At 61.0% G+C, this 16,966-nt stretch carries 18 protein-coding genes; 6 read left to right on the top strand and 12 right to left on the bottom strand.

Annotated elements, in window-relative coordinates:
• Positions 1-6: 6 nt before the first annotated feature.
• A complete protein-coding gene (locus ACKAMS_RS03265) occupies positions 7-978 on the bottom strand; it encodes a serine/threonine dehydratase (protein WP_046379436.1) in 972 nt (323 codons plus the stop codon).
• Positions 979-1,145: 167 nt separating this feature from the next.
• Here ACKAMS_RS03265 and ACKAMS_RS03260 point away from each other — a divergent pair, with 167 nt between their 5' ends.
• The gene (locus tag ACKAMS_RS03260; RefSeq protein ID WP_408988593.1) at positions 1,146-1,784 is read left to right on the top strand and encodes an NAD(P)-dependent oxidoreductase; all 639 of its coding nucleotides are present in this window, start codon (positions 1,146-1,148) and stop codon (positions 1,782-1,784) included.
• Between the two features lie 2 nt (positions 1,785-1,786).
• Entirely contained in the window at positions 1,787-2,734 is a 948-nt protein-coding gene (locus ACKAMS_RS03255) for a nuclear transport factor 2 family protein (RefSeq protein ID WP_408988592.1), read from the top strand.
• Between the two features lie 38 nt (positions 2,735-2,772).
• Here ACKAMS_RS03255 and ACKAMS_RS03250 read toward each other — a convergent pair whose 3' ends face one another.
• From ACKAMS_RS03250 to ACKAMS_RS03235, 4 genes are all read right to left on the bottom strand, one after another.
• Positions 2,773-3,939 carry an alkane 1-monooxygenase gene (locus ACKAMS_RS03250; RefSeq protein ID WP_020909414.1) on the bottom strand — a complete coding sequence of 389 codons (1,167 nt, stop codon included), beginning with the start codon at positions 3,937-3,939 and terminating at the stop codon, positions 2,773-2,775.
• Positions 3,940-4,359: 420 nt separating this feature from the next.
• Positions 4,360-5,343, bottom strand: coding sequence for an ABC transporter substrate-binding protein (locus tag ACKAMS_RS03245; RefSeq protein ID WP_019745672.1), 984 nt, complete (start codon positions 5,341-5,343; stop codon positions 4,360-4,362).
• 95 nt (positions 5,344-5,438) lie between these two features.
• Complete coding sequence (locus ACKAMS_RS03240) at positions 5,439-6,296, bottom strand: AraC family transcriptional regulator (protein ID WP_019745673.1); 858 nt, start codon at positions 6,294-6,296, stop codon at positions 5,439-5,441.
• The gene (locus tag ACKAMS_RS03235) at positions 6,293-7,237 is read right to left on the bottom strand and encodes a D-cysteine desulfhydrase family protein (RefSeq protein ID WP_408988591.1); all 945 of its coding nucleotides are present in this window, start codon (positions 7,235-7,237) and stop codon (positions 6,293-6,295) included. Before ACKAMS_RS03235 ends, ACKAMS_RS03240 begins: the two co-directional genes overlap by 4 nt.
• Positions 7,238-7,310: 73 nt before the next feature.
• On the opposite strand from ACKAMS_RS03235, the gene ACKAMS_RS03230 reads away from it, so the two are divergent.
• Positions 7,311-7,997, top strand: coding sequence for a dienelactone hydrolase family protein (locus ACKAMS_RS03230; RefSeq protein WP_019745675.1), 687 nt, complete (start codon positions 7,311-7,313; stop codon positions 7,995-7,997).
• Positions 7,998-8,010: 13 nt separating this feature from the next.
• On the opposite strand, the gene ACKAMS_RS03225 is transcribed toward ACKAMS_RS03230, so the two are convergent.
• The 3 genes from ACKAMS_RS03225 to kynB are packed head-to-tail and all read right to left on the bottom strand — an operon-like array spanning position 8,011 to position 11,475.
• The gene (locus ACKAMS_RS03225; protein WP_408988590.1) at positions 8,011-9,444 is read right to left on the bottom strand and encodes an amino acid permease; all 1,434 of its coding nucleotides are present in this window, start codon (positions 9,442-9,444) and stop codon (positions 8,011-8,013) included.
• Positions 9,445-9,496: 52 nt separating this feature from the next.
• Positions 9,497-10,762: a kynureninase gene (gene kynU, locus ACKAMS_RS03220; RefSeq protein WP_020909417.1), complete on the bottom strand. Its 1,266-nt coding sequence runs from the start codon at positions 10,760-10,762 to the stop codon at positions 9,497-9,499.
• Positions 10,759-11,475 carry an arylformamidase gene (kynB, locus tag ACKAMS_RS03215; protein ID WP_019745678.1) on the bottom strand — a complete coding sequence of 239 codons (717 nt, stop codon included), beginning with the start codon at positions 11,473-11,475 and terminating at the stop codon, positions 10,759-10,761. Before kynB ends, kynU begins: the two co-directional genes overlap by 4 nt.
• A 137-nt stretch (positions 11,476-11,612) precedes the next feature.
• Between kynB and ACKAMS_RS03210 the strand changes: the two genes are divergently transcribed.
• A complete protein-coding gene (locus ACKAMS_RS03210) occupies positions 11,613-12,104 on the top strand; it encodes an Lrp/AsnC family transcriptional regulator (protein WP_019745679.1) in 492 nt (163 codons plus the stop codon).
• A gap of 193 nt (positions 12,105-12,297) precedes the next feature.
• Here the strand turns inward: ACKAMS_RS03210 and ACKAMS_RS03205 are convergent, their stop codons facing one another.
• Complete coding sequence (locus ACKAMS_RS03205) at positions 12,298-12,795, bottom strand: hypothetical protein (RefSeq protein WP_020971070.1); 498 nt, start codon at positions 12,793-12,795, stop codon at positions 12,298-12,300.
• 521 nt (positions 12,796-13,316) lie between these two features.
• Positions 13,317-13,451 (bottom strand): hypothetical protein, encoded by a 135-nt coding sequence (locus ACKAMS_RS03200; RefSeq protein ID WP_019745682.1) that lies wholly within the window; start codon positions 13,449-13,451, stop codon positions 13,317-13,319.
• 742 nt (positions 13,452-14,193) lie between these two features.
• Here ACKAMS_RS03200 and ACKAMS_RS03195 point away from each other — a divergent pair.
• Both ACKAMS_RS03195 and ACKAMS_RS03190 read left to right on the top strand, forming a co-directional pair.
• Positions 14,194-14,754, top strand: a complete 561-nt coding sequence (locus ACKAMS_RS03195; protein ID WP_408988589.1) for a phosphotransferase — start codon at positions 14,194-14,196, stop codon at positions 14,752-14,754.
• Positions 14,754-15,182, top strand: a complete 429-nt coding sequence (locus tag ACKAMS_RS03190) for a phosphotransferase (protein WP_408988588.1) — start codon at positions 14,754-14,756, stop codon at positions 15,180-15,182. Before ACKAMS_RS03195 ends, ACKAMS_RS03190 begins: the two co-directional genes overlap by 1 nt.
• A gap of 49 nt (positions 15,183-15,231) precedes the next feature.
• Here the strand turns inward: ACKAMS_RS03190 and ACKAMS_RS03185 are convergent, their stop codons facing one another.
• On the bottom strand, positions 15,232-15,858 hold the full coding sequence (locus ACKAMS_RS03185; RefSeq protein ID WP_007730862.1) for an MBL fold metallo-hydrolase: 627 nt from the start codon (positions 15,856-15,858) through the stop codon (positions 15,232-15,234).
• Complete coding sequence (locus ACKAMS_RS03180) at positions 15,855-16,943, bottom strand: S-(hydroxymethyl)mycothiol dehydrogenase (protein WP_007730860.1); 1,089 nt, start codon at positions 16,941-16,943, stop codon at positions 15,855-15,857. Before ACKAMS_RS03180 ends, ACKAMS_RS03185 begins: the two co-directional genes overlap by 4 nt.
• Positions 16,944-16,966: the final 23 nt, after the last annotated feature.

The raw sequence follows: 16,966 nt of genomic DNA, 5'->3' as shown, positions 1-16,966 counted from the left end.
CGAAAATTACAGGTCGGTCGGATGCGTGTTGGCGCCGCACAAAACGACGCACAATTCACCGTCGGACGGCGGCGTCACCGTTCCGTTCAGAACCGGAACCATTGCTGCCGCGGTTCCCAACTCCACCAGGATCCGGAACTCCCGCCACAGGAACGCCCGCGCCTGCCGGATCGAATCATCGTCGACCACAACGCTGTTAACCGAACTCTCATGCAGCGTCTCCCAGGCGATGGCGCCAATCCGTGTGGCCCCCAATGAGTCCCCGGCGATACTGTTCACTTCGATATCGACCGGACGCCCCGCATCGAGCGAGGTGCGCAAGGTGGCAGCCCCGGTCGGCTCGACGGCTACCACTTGATCTTCGGGACGAGCCGCCGCGACGATTCCAGAGACCAACCCGCCGCCGCCGACTGCAACGCAATACGTGATCGGTCCGGATGCGTCGTCCTCGATCTCGAGAGCAATGGTCCCGGCTCCGCTGACGATGTCGGGCAGGTCGTAGGCGTGCAGTTCGAGCGCACCGCTCGAGCGTGCGATGTCCGCCGCAGCGGCAGCGGCGAGTGCATACCGGTCGCCGACCTTGTGAACGGTTGCACCCAGCTCCCCAAGTGCCTTCACCTTTGCTTCGGGCGCTGTCTCCGGCACCACCACTGTGCAGGTGAGCCCTCGGCGCCGCGCGGCCCACGCAGCGCCGATCGCAGCGTTGCCGCCGGACGCGATCACCACGCCTGCGTCAGGCATGGTGCCGTCGGCGACCGCTCGTTCCACGGCATTGAGACTGCCGCGCACCTTGAAGGAGCCGCCGTGTTGGAGGTACTCGAGCTTGAACAGAACCGGCACCTCGCCGTGTGGTGTCGGCACCGCAGTTCGAAAGATGGGAGTACGCCGCGCCAGTCCTGCGATACGAGTCCGCGCAGCTTCGACGTCCGAGCGCTCGATTGCCAGCGGACCTGCGTTGTTGTCGGCGGTGAGAGTCATGTACCAACCCTACGGTTCGCAACTTAGACCCGAAGCAATCGGCCCACCGTCATCAAGATGTCTGTTTTTCACCAATTATTGCCCGCATCTGACCGAGACATCGACCTTCCAGGTGAATAAATTTACTACTACAAGCACAACGACGACATCAAGGAAAGGCACACGCCATGTCGAAGATCGCAGTATTCGGTGGAAACGGTTTTGCAGGAAGCGCAATCGCGAAAGAAGCCGCTTCACGCGGCCACGAGGTAACCGTCGTCGCTCGCAGCGCGCAGTCCGGAACCGACACGAATGCCGTGCAGGGTTCGGTTCACGACAACACGATCGTGGAGCAGATCACGGCAGACAACGACGTCGTTGTCGTTGCCATCCCCGCTCGCGAGATCGACGGCAAGCGCCTGCTCGACGCCGTCACTCCCCTCGCCGATGCCGCCGCACGCAACGCTGCTCGCATTGCCGTAGTCGGTGGCGCCGGCAGCCTGTTGGTCGCCGAGGGTGGGCCGCGCGTCGTCGACACCCCCGATTTCCCGGACGCATACAAGGGTGAGGCGCTCGCTCACGCCGACGTCCTCGACGCGCTCCGCGCAACTGACAGCAATGTCGACTGGTTCTACGTGAGCCCGGCCGCAGCGTTCGGTGCCCATGCCGGCGTCGCCCCGAAGGGATCGTTCCAGTTGGGTGGCGACATTCTCCTGACGGACGCCGAGGGTAACTCCGCCATCGCGGGCGAAGACTACGCCCACGCTTTTGTCGACGAGATCGAGACTCCGGCCCACCGTCGCCAGCGTTTCACCGTCGCACACTGAACATGAGCAACCTTCGTAGGCGCGCAGCCTGGATCACTGTTCCCGCTGCCGCCGCTCTCCTGCTCACCGCGTGCTCCAACGACGCGGAATCCGCAACGCCCAGCAGCTCTGCGACGTCCACGAGCGTTGTTGCCGAACAGGGCGATCAACTCGAATCCAACAAGACCGTCGTCACGGACTTCTACGAACTGGCGTTCAACGGCCGTCAGGTACAGCAAGCCGCCGACCGGTACCTTGGCGACGTCTACATCCAACACAACCCCACTGCCGCCGACGGGGCAGCCGGATTTGTCAGCGGCATAGGCGGTTACGTCGAGGCCACACCCGGATTACACGCCGAGATCACTCGTGTTTTCGCCGAGGGCGATCTGGTTGCCCTCCAGTCTCACACCACGTCTGCACCCGGCGACCGCGGCCAGGCCGTGTTCGACATCTTCCGCGTCGACAACGGCAAGATCGCCGAACACTGGGATGCCATTCAAGACGTGCCGGAAACGTCCGCGAATCCGAACACGATGTTCGACGGACCCACCTCGTCGCCGTCCAAGTCGTCAGAAGTCTTGGAGCGCAACACGGCCAACGCGTTGACGTTCCTGCAGCTCGCCTTCAACGAAGGCAAAGCCGCCGAGGCTGCCGACCAGCTGGTCGGTCCGACCTACACCCAGCACAACCCCTCGTTCGCTGACGGCAAGGACGCATTTGTCACCGCACTGGCCGGGATCGAACCCGTTACCGGAGACAAGGCCACCAAGTTTCCACGGACGGTAGCCGAGGGCGACTTCGTCTTTGTTCAGACCTTCGCTTCGTCCGGTGAGGGAACGGCCGGCAGCGGCTCGATGGACATCTTCCGATTCGACGAGAACGGCAAAATTGTCGAACACTGGGACGCGGTCCAGGACTACCCTTCGACGACCGCAAGCGGTAACACCGTGTGGGATGACGGTCGCTGAGACGACAACTCCGAACAGTTCAGCGGACGGCTACGTGATCAGCCGACGTTGATTCGTTCTGTGTCGCCGTCGTAGTAGTCCAACAATCTCTGGTCCATCACCCGGCGCCACAGTGGTGGAATCCACGCGATCACGATCATCACTGCGTAGCCGGCCGGAAGTTGCGGCGCTTCGGCCGCGCTACGCAGACTTTGGTACCGCAGCTTCGGGTTGGCGTGGTGATCGCTGTGCCGCTGCAGTTGGTAGAGAAACAGATTGCTCACGACGTGATCGCTGTTCCAACTGTCAGCGGGGCTGGCGCGAACGTACGAGCCGTCAGCACGCTTGCCACGCAGCAGACCGTAATGCTCGAGGTAGTTCGCCGCTTCGAGGAAGGTGAATCCGGCAACTGCCTGCAGCAGGAGCCAGGGCGCGACCTCCCAACCGAAGATACCGATCAGCGTCGCGAAGAGGACAACACTCATCGCCCAAGCGTTGAGAATATTGTTCTCGAAGCTCCAGGTTCGTTTGCCTTTCCTCTGGAGTCGCGCGCTCTCGATGCGCCATGCCGAACGCAGCCCGCCGAACACACTTCGTGGCAAGAACCTCCAGAAGCTCTCACCGAACCGTGAGCTGGCCGGGTCCTGCGGAGTAGCTACACGCACATGGTGGCCGAAATTGTGTTCCACGTAGAAGTGCCCGTAGAGAGATTGCGCAAGCGCCACTTTCGCGAGCCACTGTTCGCTCTTCTCGCTCTTGTGGCCGAGCTCGTGGGCCGCGTTGATACCGACGCCGGCGACGACGCCCACCGTGAACGACATCGCGATCTTCTCCGCGATTCCCATCGGAGCGTTGATCCAGCACCAGCAGGCGAAGACCAGACCGGCGTATTGCAAGGGGAGGAACGCGTAAGTGCACCAGCGGTAGTAGCGGTCCTTCTGCAGTCGTGGGATCGCATCGTCCGGCGGACTTTCGCCGTCTTCACCAGCCAACATGTCGATGATCGGGATGACGATGACCAGGAGCCACGCGCCGGTCGCCCAGAACAATCCGAGACGAAGGTTGTCGACGAGAAACCAGGAGATGAACGGGCTGAGTGGAATCAGCAATCCGAGCGGCCACAGGTACCTTTTGCGGTCGCGCCAGCGCGGGTTTTCGCCAGACGGCGAGTCGGTGTTCTGGACAGCCTTCGATTCGGTATGCCGTGCGTCGGAAGTCGCTGTCATTCGCCGATCTCGCCTTTCGTCCCCTCGAACGATTCGCCCCACGCACCGTTCACGCTCAGCAAACCAGAACTAATGTCCGGACGGGTATGGTCCCGAAATCCAGAGCGCCCTGCTCGAAAGACGGCACGAGCGCTTGTACTCACCAAAAACTCCCCCGCACATCACTGCTCACCCCGACAGTAGATACGGACAAAATACCCCACGGATCTGCGGGGATGGCGACCACCTCCCCACGTCGCCGAGGATCGATGATCCCTGCCAAGGCAAGGTCGAACCGCGTCGCTCTCGTCGAAGTAACGGTAACCGGCAGTGACAGAAATCATAAGCAGAGGACAGGATTTCCGCTCGTAGTGGCGACCAAAAAGACTGCGCGCCCTCAACTGGTCAGTTGCGGGCACGCAGTGAAAAGGTGAGCAAGCGTCAGAGCGTTGCAAACACCTTCGTTTTCACTTCGTTCAGCCAACCGTTCGCGGTCACGAAGTCTGTGACGCTCGACTGCAATCCGAAGACGTGCCCGGCCTGCGCCGCCGGCAGCCTCGTGAAGAGGTTGTCGTCGAGGACCGCTTGAACCGCCGCATTGGTCGATCCGTCCGCATTCAGGGGATACAGCACGACCGTCACACCGTTCATGATGTCGGCCAACTGCTCCATCGGGTAGGACTCGTATCCGGCATCGGTGTAATTGGTCGGAACACCGGGCCCGTACGCCAATCCGAGTTCGTTGACCACCAAATTGCCGATCGCACCGGTGGGCTGCTGAACCGAGAAAGCGCCGGGCGCGTCTCCGAGTGAAATGTGAATCCACTTGTTGGTCGCGATCACGTCGGCGTACTCGCCACGGACACGTTCGAGATTCTCTTCGTAAGCAGTGCGCGTCGACTCGAGCACGTCCGTCTTGCCGATCGCCTCGGCGATCTCCGTGGTGATCGTCTTCCAGTCGCCTCGACTCTCGCCCTTGACGATGACGGTGGGCGCAATGCCAGACAGACGGTCGAACGCCGCTTGGTCCACCTCGTCGGCGTCGCCGACGATGATGTCGGGATCTGCCGCAGCGATCGCTTCGAAGTTCATTTCCCCGTAGGGCCCGATGGTCGGGAGCCCGTCGACGAAGGCCTGCTGCTCCGGCGTGAATTCACTGATCCACTTGCCGTAGTCCTGCACAGCAGCCGGTTTCACTCCGAGGGACATGAGCTGCCAAGGAGTGTCGTACGACGCGGCGACGACGCGCTCCGGCGAGGCGGGAACCTCGATGTCCCCGTATGCCGAGGCAACCGTCCGGACGTCCGTCGGCTCGGAGTCGGCCGATGACGAGGAACAGCCAGTCACCACCATCGCACCGACAACGACAACTGCCGCCGCTGCGATGACTCTGGAACCGAAAGAAAATGATCGAATTGCGCGCACGCAGAACTCCTACAGAGGTGATTGTTTAGCCAACCCTAAGTTCATTCTGTGGCACGACACAAGTCCGATCGAGGCGCTTTGAGTCGCTGTTCGGACTAGTCCTGTAGCCAATCGGTCATTGGCGCGCGCGGATGATCGATCAGGCTTGCGAACTCCCCCGGGGTCACACCCATCGTCCGACGAAAAGCCGCACCGAACGCGCTTTCGGAACGGAAACCCGTCTTCCTCGATACAAACGAGATGCTTCGACCAAGTGCCAGAAGTTGCATCGCATGATGAGCCCGCAGTCGCATACGCCATTCCGAGAAGGTCAATCCGGTTTCGGCCGGGAACCTTCGTGTGAGGGTCCTCGTACTGACCTTCGCGTCGGTGGCCCACTCCTCGACCGATCGGGTGTCGGCCGGGCTGGCAACCAACTGATCTGCGATCTGCCGAAGCCACGGCGTCGTCGGCAGCGGCACATCGAAAATCAGTCGCGGTACGGGTTCGACGAGGTCGATGGCAAACGCCTCGGCTCGTCGACGAGCCGCGTCGGTCAAGTCGTCTCGGGTGAGGTGATCGAGTACTTGTTCGAGCAGCGGAGGGGTGGACAAGGCCACCACACGATCCAACCCGGTCACATCGGATGCCACCAACCACGTGCACGACAATTCTGTGCCGCTACGCGCCGTCACCTCGTGCGGAACAAAGGACGGGATCCACAGACTGACCCCGCTCGGCACCGTGTACACAGTCTCCGGAGTACGGACCTCGAGAACACCGTCGATCGCCCACAGCAATTCGTGATCGCTGTGGCGGTGCATCTCCCACGTGTAGTCCGAATCGACTGACAGCCGATTGGTCGCCAAACGCAGATACCCGTCGGCACTGACGCGCAGCGGTCGCACGACGCGTTGCCACTCGGACAACTCGTCGAGCGGGCTGCTGAGCGGGTAGTCGATCTGCTCGCTCACCGCAGCGTCGACAGTTCGGGATGTCCGAACAGGCCAGGTAACCCACCGGTGTGCAGGAAGACCGTTTTTGATCCCGCCGTGATGGCTTTGTCCTTCACTAGTTGGATCAATCCCGCAAAGGCTCGGCCGGTGTACGTCGGGTCGAGGAAGATGCCCTCCGTACGAGCCAAACATCGGATCGCGCCGGCTGATGCTTCCGTGAGCGTCGAATATCCTTGTCCAACTTGGTTTCGCAGGATCTGAAGATCCGCGGCTCGGACGGTCGGACCAGGCATCTCGTCCAATAACCCAGCGAGGGTCGACACTGGATCGGCAACAGCCCCGACATCGACGCCGACAACTCTGTCGACGCCCAGATGCGCGACAAGTCCAGCCATCGTTCCGCCCGATCCGAGTGCAACCACGACGCGTTCCACTCCGGGGAGTTGCTGCTCGATCTCGCGTGCGCAGTCGACGTAACCCTGCGCGGCCACCGCGCTGGTACCACCGAAGGGAATGACAAAAGGAACTCCGCCCGAGTCAGCGACGGCCTGCACCGCGGCGCCGACCGCGGATGCCGTGTCCCCACCGGCCCAGACGATCTCAGCGCCCGCGAGTGCATCCAGAACGAGATTTCCCTGCGCGGATTCCGGCTCGGCACCACCGAGCACCAGCACACAACGCAATCCCAAACGGGCTGCTGCGGATGCAGTCAACCGAGCGTGATTGCTTTGCGGTGCACCGGTAGTGATCAAAGTCGTCGCGCCGACGGCCAAAGCCTGAGCGCAGGTGTACTGCAGCTTTCGGATCTTGTTGCCGCCGCCGCCTAGTCCGGTGACATCGTCACGTTTGATCCACAGGTCTTCCGGCCCCAATCCGAGTGCCTTCGCGCAACGCGCCAAAGGTTCGACGGGCGTCGGCCAACTGCCCAGGCTGATCGGCGGAACGTCGGAACTGAACATTCGACGAGTCTAGTTCGACCGTGCACCTACAGGCTGTGCTCGAATACAGTCCGTACTCGCATACAGTCGGGACATGGGAACTTTCACGACGACCACACGTGACGTACCGCTGACCGTCAGCCGACCGGATTCGCCGAGTGAACCGAGACATGCGGTAGTAGTTCTCCAAGAAGCGTGGGGCGTGAACCAACACATCGAGAGCATCCTCGAACGCCTCGCCGACGCCGGCTACCTTGCCGTCGCCCCGCATCTCTACCACCGCGGCGCACAGACCTCCTTCACCGACTTCCCGTCCGCGAAGGATGCGCTCATGGCACTCGACAGCACAAGCATCGGCCACGACGTACGTGCCGCCGTCGACTACAGCCGATCCGAGGGAGCAGACAAAGTCGGCTCCCTCGGATTCTGCATGGGCGGCACCGCGTCACTGTGGTGTGCCGCGGTACCCCTCGTCGATTCCGCTGTCACGTACTACGGCGGCGGTGTCGCCGAGGCCCGATGGGACGGAATCGCGGCAGGCACCGAACTTGCAGCGCAACTGCAGGTCCCGTGGCTCGGTCACTACGGCGACCTCGATCCGAGTATCCCGCCGGAGAGCGTCGAGCAATTGCGCGCAACCGCGTCCGATCTCGCCCGGGTGTACCGCTATGCCGACGCCGGCCACGCGTTCAACAACGACACTTCGACCAGCCACTACGCCCCGGATTCTGCTGCCCTCGCCTGGACCCGCACTATGGAGTTCTTCGCCGAAACCCTTTGATTGCCAATGCGAGTCAGGGAACCCGCTTGACCACCGTGCCGGTGATCTCGTCCTGAACCTGTTCAGCCGTTACCGCTCGACTCTGCGCCCGACGTGATCGGGTGAAGTAGTAGATGCCGATCACGGCAAGAACAAACGGCACCCCGAACACCAAGGTCATCTTGAAATCCTCGACCCACAATGTCGTGACGAGGATCGCGATCATGAGGACACCACCCAGTATCGTCCCCACCGGGAAGAACGGAATCGTGAACGAGAGGGTTCGTCCTTCGCTTGCCATCCGCTTGCGAAAGAACCAGTGCGTCACGAAGATCAGCAGCCACGTCGCCATCGCTCCGAACATCGACAACGAGATCATCAACGTGAATGCCTGCTCGGGAAAGAGAACGTAGACGATGGTCGCGACGGCGATGCCCGACGTCGACAGCAGCAAGGCGTTGACCGGCGAGCCGTTGGCCCTGACCTTGCCGAGAACGGCCGGCGCGTCACCAGCACGCGAGAGCGAGAACATCATTCGCGAAGACACGTACAACTGACTGTTCATCGCGGACAGCGCGGCAATGATCACCACGAAGTTCAGCACACTGTCTGCGCCCGGAATCTTCACGACCTGCATTACCGTGACGAAAGGGCTTCCGCCGCTCAAGATCTTGTCCATCGGAGCAATTGCCAGAATCAAAGCAAGGGTTGCGATGTAGAAGACGAACAGCCGGACGATCGTCACACGGAACGCCTTCTTCACCGCCACCGCGGGGTTTTCCGCCTCACCGGCCGCAATGGCGATCATCTCGATGCTCAAGTAGCTGAAGATCGATACGATCACGGCAAACCACATGCCGGACAAACCATTCGGAAAGAATCCGCCACCGGCCGTGTAGTTGTGGAATCCATAGTCCGGGTTCCCGCTACCGAACACGACGTACGCTGCCATCACGATGAATGCCACGATCGCGAAGACCTTGATCGTCGAGAACCAGTACTCCATCGTTCCGAAGGCCTTGACGTTGAACATGTTCACGCCGATCAGCACTCCGGAGAACAACACGATCCACAGCCACGACGGTACGTCGGCGAACCAGAACTGCATGTATTCACCGATCGCGGTGACCTCGGTACCGACCGCGAGGACGATGCAAGACCAGTAGAGATAGCGAACGAGGAAGCCGATCAACGGTCCGACGTAGAACTCTGCGTACGCACCGAACGAACCTGATGTCGCATGTGCGACGGTCATTTCGGCGAGGGCACCCATCAGCAGCAGGGCGATCAACCCGCCGATCGCGTAACTGATGATGACGCTCGGGCCGGCAAATCCGATGGCGAACTTACTGCCGAGGAAGAGTCCGGTGCCGATTGCACCGCCGAGCGCGATCATGCTCATCTGCTTGGGGCCGAGTTCGCGTTTGAGACCTGATTCTCGCTGCTGAATGTTTTTGAAATCACTCATGAAAGCTCCTTGCGAAAGGCGGTACCTCCCGGTCCGCGGAAACTTGGAAGAATCAGGTGACTGCGTCGCGCTCGCGGAATTCGGGGCGATCCCAGGACTTGTTCTCGAGGATGTCTCGCAACACGTCGACGGCGTTCCACACGTCGGCGTATCCGAGATAGAGCGGAGTGATACCGAACCTCAGCACTCCTGGTTCGCGGTAGTCGCCGATGACGCCCCGCGCGATGAGAGCCTTCATGATGGAATAGCCCTCGGGATGAACAAAACTCACGTGCGAGCCACGACGCTCGTGCGCGCGCGGCGTGATCAACTCCAAACCGTAGGCAGCGCAACGCTCCTCGACGAGGTTGATGAAGAGATCGGCCAGCGCGAGCGACTTGCTGCGGATGTCGGCCATGTCAGCTTTGAGCATGACGTCGAGACCACACTCGACGAGTGACAACGACGTGATTGGTTGAGTACCACTCAGAAACCGTCGTATTCCTGCGCCCGGTTCGTAGGCCGACTCCATCGCGAACGGTCGCGCGTGCCCCCACCACCCGGACAGCGGCTGGATTCCGGTGTTCTGATGGCGACGGTTGACCCAGATGAATGCAGGTGAACCTGGACCACCATTGAGGTACTTGTACGTACACCCGACCGCGAAGTCGGCGTCGGCGCCGCTCAGATCGACAGTGACGGCGCCGGCCGAGTGTGCGAGATCCCAGATCATGAGGGCGCCACGTTCCTGCACTGCTGCAGTGACTTCCGTCATCGCATACAGGTTTCCGGTGCGGTAGTTGACGTGCGACAACATCACTACGGCGGTGTCTGGTCCTACTGCTTCGGTGAGGTCGCCCGGTTGGTCGATCAGGCGTAGTTCGTATCCCTGATCGAGCAGCGAGATGATGCCCTCCGCAATGTAGAGGTCAGTGGGGAAATTGTCGCGCTCGGAGACGATCACCTTCCGGCTGGGATCCTGAGCAGCCGCGATGGACAGTGCGGAGGCCAATGCCTTGAACAGGTTGATCGACGTCGAATCCGTCACTACCACTTCGCCTTCACCTGCTCCCAGCAACGGGGCGAGTTTGTCACCGAGGCGGACCGGGAGGTCGAACCATCCAGCCTCGTTCCAACTGCGAACCAAGCCGTTGCCCCACTCGTCGCCGATTACTCTCGCGGCGCATTCCTGTGCGGCAATGGGACGCGCGCCGAGCGAGTTTCCGTCGAAGTAGAGAACGCCCTCCGGAATCGCGAACTCGCGGCGGAACTCCCTCAGGGGATCCACTGCGTCGGCCTTGACGCAGTCATCCAACGAAAGGGTGGTTGTCGATGTCATGACGATTCTTCTCCTGCATGTGTCGGCGTTGAAAGTGATGAAGGCAGAGTCCGGAGCACGGCGCGTACCGGGCTGGCATCGAGGTCGAGGAACTTCAGCGGCAGTGCGATCAACTCGTAGTAGCCTTCGTCGACCTCGTCGAGGCACAGTCCTTCGAGGATCGCGACGCCACGATCGCTTGCCGCGTGGTGCCCGTCCATGGTCTTGCTGTCCATCGGATCGAACGAGGCGCCGTCGATTCCGATCAGAACTCCACCGCGGTCGGCGAACCAGTGGGTCAGCTCCGGAGAAACGCCGGCGAAGTCGTTGTCCCACTCGCGCGGGTACTTCGGGTAAGTCCTCAGAATCAGCCGCTGCGGCAGATGGCCGCCGAGTCGCTCCACCGTCTCTTCGACGGGCCTGATGCATGCGGCACCGTCGACGCCCGTCATGTCGACCACCAGTGCTTCGCCGAGATAGGGCTCGAGGGGAACAGAACCGATGGGCGCACCGCCGATGCGGGTGTGCGCCGGCGCATCGGCGTGAGCACCGATATGAGGAGTGGTGGTGATTCGGTTGATCGTGACGGCGTCACTGTCGCCGAGGTCTGACGTAACAGCGCGGGTGAAGGCGGTATCGCCTGGCCACACGGGCGTCGATTCGGAGATCGGCGGGCTGATGTCGATCAACCGCGCCCCCGAATCGCCCGTGTGTCGGCCGATCCTCGGAACCATCCGGACCCCTTCGTCGCAACAGTCGACTGTGTCGATCTCGACCGTTTGATAATTCGATGTGTTTGGCAAAAGCTAGAATCATCGACGGGCGCGGTCAATAGTTGCTGAATATTTTCGCAACGGCAGGGAGAAATCGGATGATTAATGCGATCGAACGGGCGGCAGCCGCGGCTCGGCCGAATCATGTTCGGCTCGACGACGTCGATACGGCGATTCTCCGCGAACTCGTCCGGGATGCACGCATCCCCAACAATGCACTCGCCGAGAAGGTCGGGATAGCGCCGTCGACCGCTCTGGCGCGGATGCGTGCGCTACGCGAATCGGGCGTCATCAAGGGGTTTCACGCAGACATAGACCTCGAGCTACTCGGCCTCGAGATCTCGGCGATGGTGTCGATTCTGATTCACTCCCACGCCAGGAGCCGGATGACGGAAATTGCCGAGCACCTGAGCGGACTGGATTCCGTTCAGCGAGTGTTCCTGATGAGTGGGGACCGTGATCTCCTGGTGCACGTCTCGTGTGAATCTCCCACTCGGCTTCGCGATTTCGTCAGCGCGCACCTCAACGATCCGGCCATCGCCAATACCCAGACCAACTTGATCTTCAGCGAACTGCGGCAGGGTGACTGAACCGCAGGGCACAGCAATCATCGTCGATCGATCGCACCAGTCGTCTGGCTGCCGTTCGATCATGTGAGCACAAGTGAAACGGGGTGGGTGCATTGGATTGCACCCACCCATCCTTGAACTACCTCGTCAGCCGACAGTCAGACCTCACGTGCGGACTCAAGATGTCGCTCGGTCAAATCAGTCGACGGATTATCTACGAGGCAACGAAATTAAAGTGGTACGCCGAGTTGGAACTGAGCGATCCGTACTGATGCGCTGCAAAAATGATCGTTCCGATGTTCGTAGTCCCGAAAACTGCTGCACTCTTCCACGGATTGTTGGTGATGGTGGTGAACGGTGACGGCGGGGTGCCGGCAGTGAGCTTGACCGTGGCTCCGCCCAGTACATCAGCCTTCATCGTATTCGGAGCCTGGATACAGTAACGCCCCGCTGAATCGGTGGTCGCGGTATACGTCGTGGAGGGTGCCGTGCTAATCACGCCGGAGATTACGACCCCGGAGACACCTTGTGCGGCCGCCGGTGGTGCGGCGTTGTACTCCAACCCCGCACCGCTGTAAACATTGCCACACAGCTGGTAATCAGCGGTAGGTACGGCCTCGACCGCGGGAGCGGCAGAAGCGGTTCCTGCGAACGCGAGGGCAGCGGCGGACGCAAGAACACCCGCACCAATTCCGACTCTCTTAAATCCCATGACTGTGAACACCTTTCGTAGATGAAACGCGAACGAATCGCTATTCGAATCTTCTGTCCACTGTGCGGCTCGGAAACCTCCTGTTTGCACGCCATTCAGAGCGCAGGGAAGACACATGGTTCATGCAGCTGTGGCGATGATCTGAGTTTCCCCGTCTTGGGCACTCGGCAGTTCGACGCTCCGGCCGTGAACTGAACTAACCGTCGTGCTACATACACTATATGCACTTTTTGTTACGCTTGTCGGCGATTTAGACATTCTCAAAAATGTTGCACAACATCACTTTTCGAGATCCTTCGTTGCCACTAGGGCGCAGGATGTGGTCCCGCCAGCCACACAGGCAGTCAGATAGCGAAGACGCTCATGCAACACTTCCTCGGCACAATCACCAGTGTTCGATTGCACGAAGAGAGGTGGGCGCACCACGTGCGCCCACCTCATCAATCAACTTCAGAAAACACTTGTGCCGAAACATCTTTCGAGCTACGAGATTGGTGAATTCGTCCACCAATCAAGTGGCGTCACCTGCCGGCGCTGAGCGACTCTGCGCTGGACCAGCCCGCACCTTCGGCGGAAGCAGTGCTGAGGCCGAACAATACAACCCCAACGAAACTCGACATGAGATTGACCATCCCTGCCCAGTAGTCTGACGACATCTTTGTACTCCTTCTCAGGATAGAGAGATCAGAAATGCGGTGAGGTATTCAGAGAGAGCAGGCCACACCATTGCAGCAAGCCCCAAAGAATCACTCATAATTGGCTGAAGCGACATGCCTTACCTTCCCCTCAGAAGCCCATCGAAAGTTCGAGTGGACGTTGAATCAACATGAAAAACAATGTCGGCAGCATCTGGGCAACTGTCTCGCCCAACGATGACGTCGCCTCTGCGACGGATTCCATACCGCTCACCCTTCGTTCGAATAGTCGTTGGTAGACATCGTGTTCAAAATGTCTATTGAGCCCCCAAGAATGGGTGCCACCCCGGTAATCAGGGTCCTCAGTGCAGCCAGAAGGTCAGCTGACATCGTGCGCTCCTACCTCTCGTTCCGCGACACGCGCCATTCGCCGTGTCAGATTCTCAGCTCGCAGCAACATGAGCCTGTGTCGATTGCACCGCACCACGACGCCCGAAGTTCACAGGCTTCATGGAATCAAGACTTCGTCAAAACCTGATTCCACTTTCCGTTCGTCACCGCAGAGCCACACTAGAACAGATATCAGTTTTCTTGAGGCAGACCGACTACAGTCACAAAAGATCATTCGAAAGTGCCAGCCAAACTAGTGTTAAAGTATGATCTGCCAGGCTCTTTCGTCGAACCCCAAACTTATTCGTTAGCCAGGAATGGCAAAACACGACACGTTACTCAGATATCCTCCACCGCACTAGAGTCGGACAGCATGTTGCCACTCGGGTTGTCCATGCTCTGGGAGTCGGTGGAGCCGGAAGCCGCTCTGGAGGAGCGATTCGGATTCAACAGCTTTGGCGCAGCCACCCATTGGGTCTCGGCGGTACTCGAGCAGACTTGGGGGTTGACGGCCCTCGAGTGCTCGCGAATGGCGATCAGTGACCAGAACGCGATCGTGTGGGTTGCGAGCGACCGCGGTGGGCTGGTGGTGAAGTGGTCGCGCGCCACAGAGCGCTTCGCGAAGCTGGAGGCGTCGACGCGACTGCTGAGCGCACTCGCCGCGCAGGGCGTGCCCGTTCCGTCGCCGATCACGTCCCTGAACGGATTGGACCGGGAAACACTGCTGGTCCGGGAAACACTGCTGGCCTGGGAAACACTGGAAGGTCCTTCGTGCGCAGTGTCGTTCACCGTACTGCCGGAGATGGCGGGAGATTGGTTGGACGTGCAGGACCACGCGGCGGTCCGTTCGGCAGGAGCATGTCTGGCAGAAATACACCGAACGCTCGGCGCCACCCATGTCGAGCGGTTTTCTCGTCGCGCAGCACCGGGTTGATGGAGCGCATCGGTGGTTGGCTCGAGAATTTCGACCGCGGGTTCGCGCCTGAGGCAACGCGTAGGCTCGTGGGCCTCCTGGCGCGTGCGTCCGAGCTCGATGACCAAATTCAACTGGTACACAACGACTTCCGTGCAGCCAACATCTTGACTCGAAACTCTCGGACCACCGGAGTACTCGACTTCGACGACGTGGTGATCGACCACCGGGTGAGCGACCTGGCCAAGGCAAGCGTCTATCTGGGCACCCTGTTCACCGATTGGCGACCGACCCCGATCGCGGTACGGCAGAGCCTGCGCGCCGGCTACGAATCTGTACGTCCCCTCAGCCGATCCGAGACAGAATGGTTCGAGATCCTCGAACTGTGGCACGGCCTGATGGCAATCCCGGGTGAGAACGACACCGCCGGTTGGGCATCAGCGTTGTGACAAAAGTGGGGACGCCGGTACCGGCGTCCCCACTTCACTTCTGATCACATCAGGATCCGGCGCGGATCCATTCTTCGAGATGCGGCGCCTCGGTGCCGATCGTCGTGCCGTCGCCGTGACCGGTGTGAACCTTGGTCTCGGCGGGGAGCGCGAACAGCTTGTCGCGAATGGACCCGATGATGGTCGGGAAGTCTGAGTACGACCGCCCCGTTGCGCCGGGTCCACCGGAGAACAAGGTGTCGCCGCTGAACAGTTCCCCCGCCTCGGGCAGGTAGAGGCAGGTCGACCCCGGGGAATGGCCCGGTGTGTGGATGGCCAGAATGTCCGTGCCCGCCACAGCAATACGCTGATCATCTTCCAAGCTCAGATGCTTCACCCCGGGGTGAGTCATCTCCCAGAGCACATCGTCGGCCGGGTTCAGGTAGATCGGAGCGTCGAGCTTCTCGGCCAGCTCCGGCGCAACCGTGACGTGATCGTTGTGACCGTGGGTGCAGACGATTCCGATCACCTTGCGTCCGCCGACAGCGTCGATGATCGGCTGCGCGGTGTGAGCTGCGTCGACGATCACCACTTCGTTGTCGTCACCGATCAGCCAGATGTTGTTGTCGACGTCCCAGGTTCCGCCGTCGAGGCTGAACGTGCCCGAGGTGACGACGCGATCGACACGCAATGTCACAGGACCACCACCGAACGGAGGACCTCGCCGCGGTGCATCGTCTCGAATGCCTTCTCGACCTCGTCGAGCTTGATGCGCTCGCTGACGAACTTCTCGAGCGGCAGACGCCCCTGCTGGTACAGGTCGACCAGAACGGGGAAGTCACGCTCGGGCAGGCAATCGCCGTACCACGACGACTTGAGGGCTCCGCCGCGCGAGAAGAAGTCCACCAGCGGCATTTCCAGCTTCATGTCCGGCGTCGGAACACCCACCAGCACTACAGTTCCCGCGAGGTCGCGGGCGTAGAACGCCTGCTTCCAGGTCTCCGGGCGACCGACTGCGTCGACAACCACGTCGGCACCGAAACCTCCGGTCAGCTCCTGGACTGCCTCGACGACGTCGTCGACCTCGGTGGCATTGATCGTGTGCGTGGCACCAAGTTCCGTGGCCCACTCCAGCTTTCGCGGATCCCGGTCGATGGCGATGATGGTATTGGCACCGGCCAGGCGTGAACCCATGATCGCTGCGTCGCCGACGCCGCCACACCCGATCACGGCCACTGAATCACCGCGTCCGACGTTGCCGGTGTTCATCGCGGCACCCATGCCGGCCATGACACCGCAACCGAGCAGTCCGACCACGGCCGGATCGGCCGAGGCGTCGACCTTGGTGCACTGGCCTTCGTGAACCAGCGTCTTGTCTGCGAATGCGCCGATACCGAGTGCCGGCGTCAGTTCGGTGCCGTCTTCGAGCGTCATCTTCTGCTCGGCGTTGAACGTGTCGAAGCAGTACTGCGGGCGGCCACGCTTACACGCACGACACTGCCCGCACACGGCACGCCAGTTGAGGACGACGAAGTCGCCCACCTCGACGTGAGTGACACCGGGGCCGACGCTCTCGACGATGCCCGACGCCTCGTGCCCGAGCAGGAACGGGTACTCGTCGTTGATTCCGCCGTCGCGGTAGGTCAGGTCGGTGTGGCACACACCGCACGCTGCAATGGCAACCACTACCTCGTTGGCACCGGGATCGGGAATCGTGATGGGGACGATTTCGACGGGGGCACCCTTGGATCGGGCGATGACGCCGCGTACCTGCTGTGGCATGGCTTTGCTCCTGGCTTCGTGCG

This window comes from Rhodococcus sp. 5A-K4, from assembly GCF_046097995.1.
Classification (GTDB): Bacteria; Actinomycetota; Actinomycetes; order Mycobacteriales; family Mycobacteriaceae; genus Rhodococcus_F; species Rhodococcus_F erythropolis.
The sequence above is the reverse complement of the archived record's forward strand: the minus strand, read 5'-3'. Positions and strand labels throughout refer to the sequence as shown.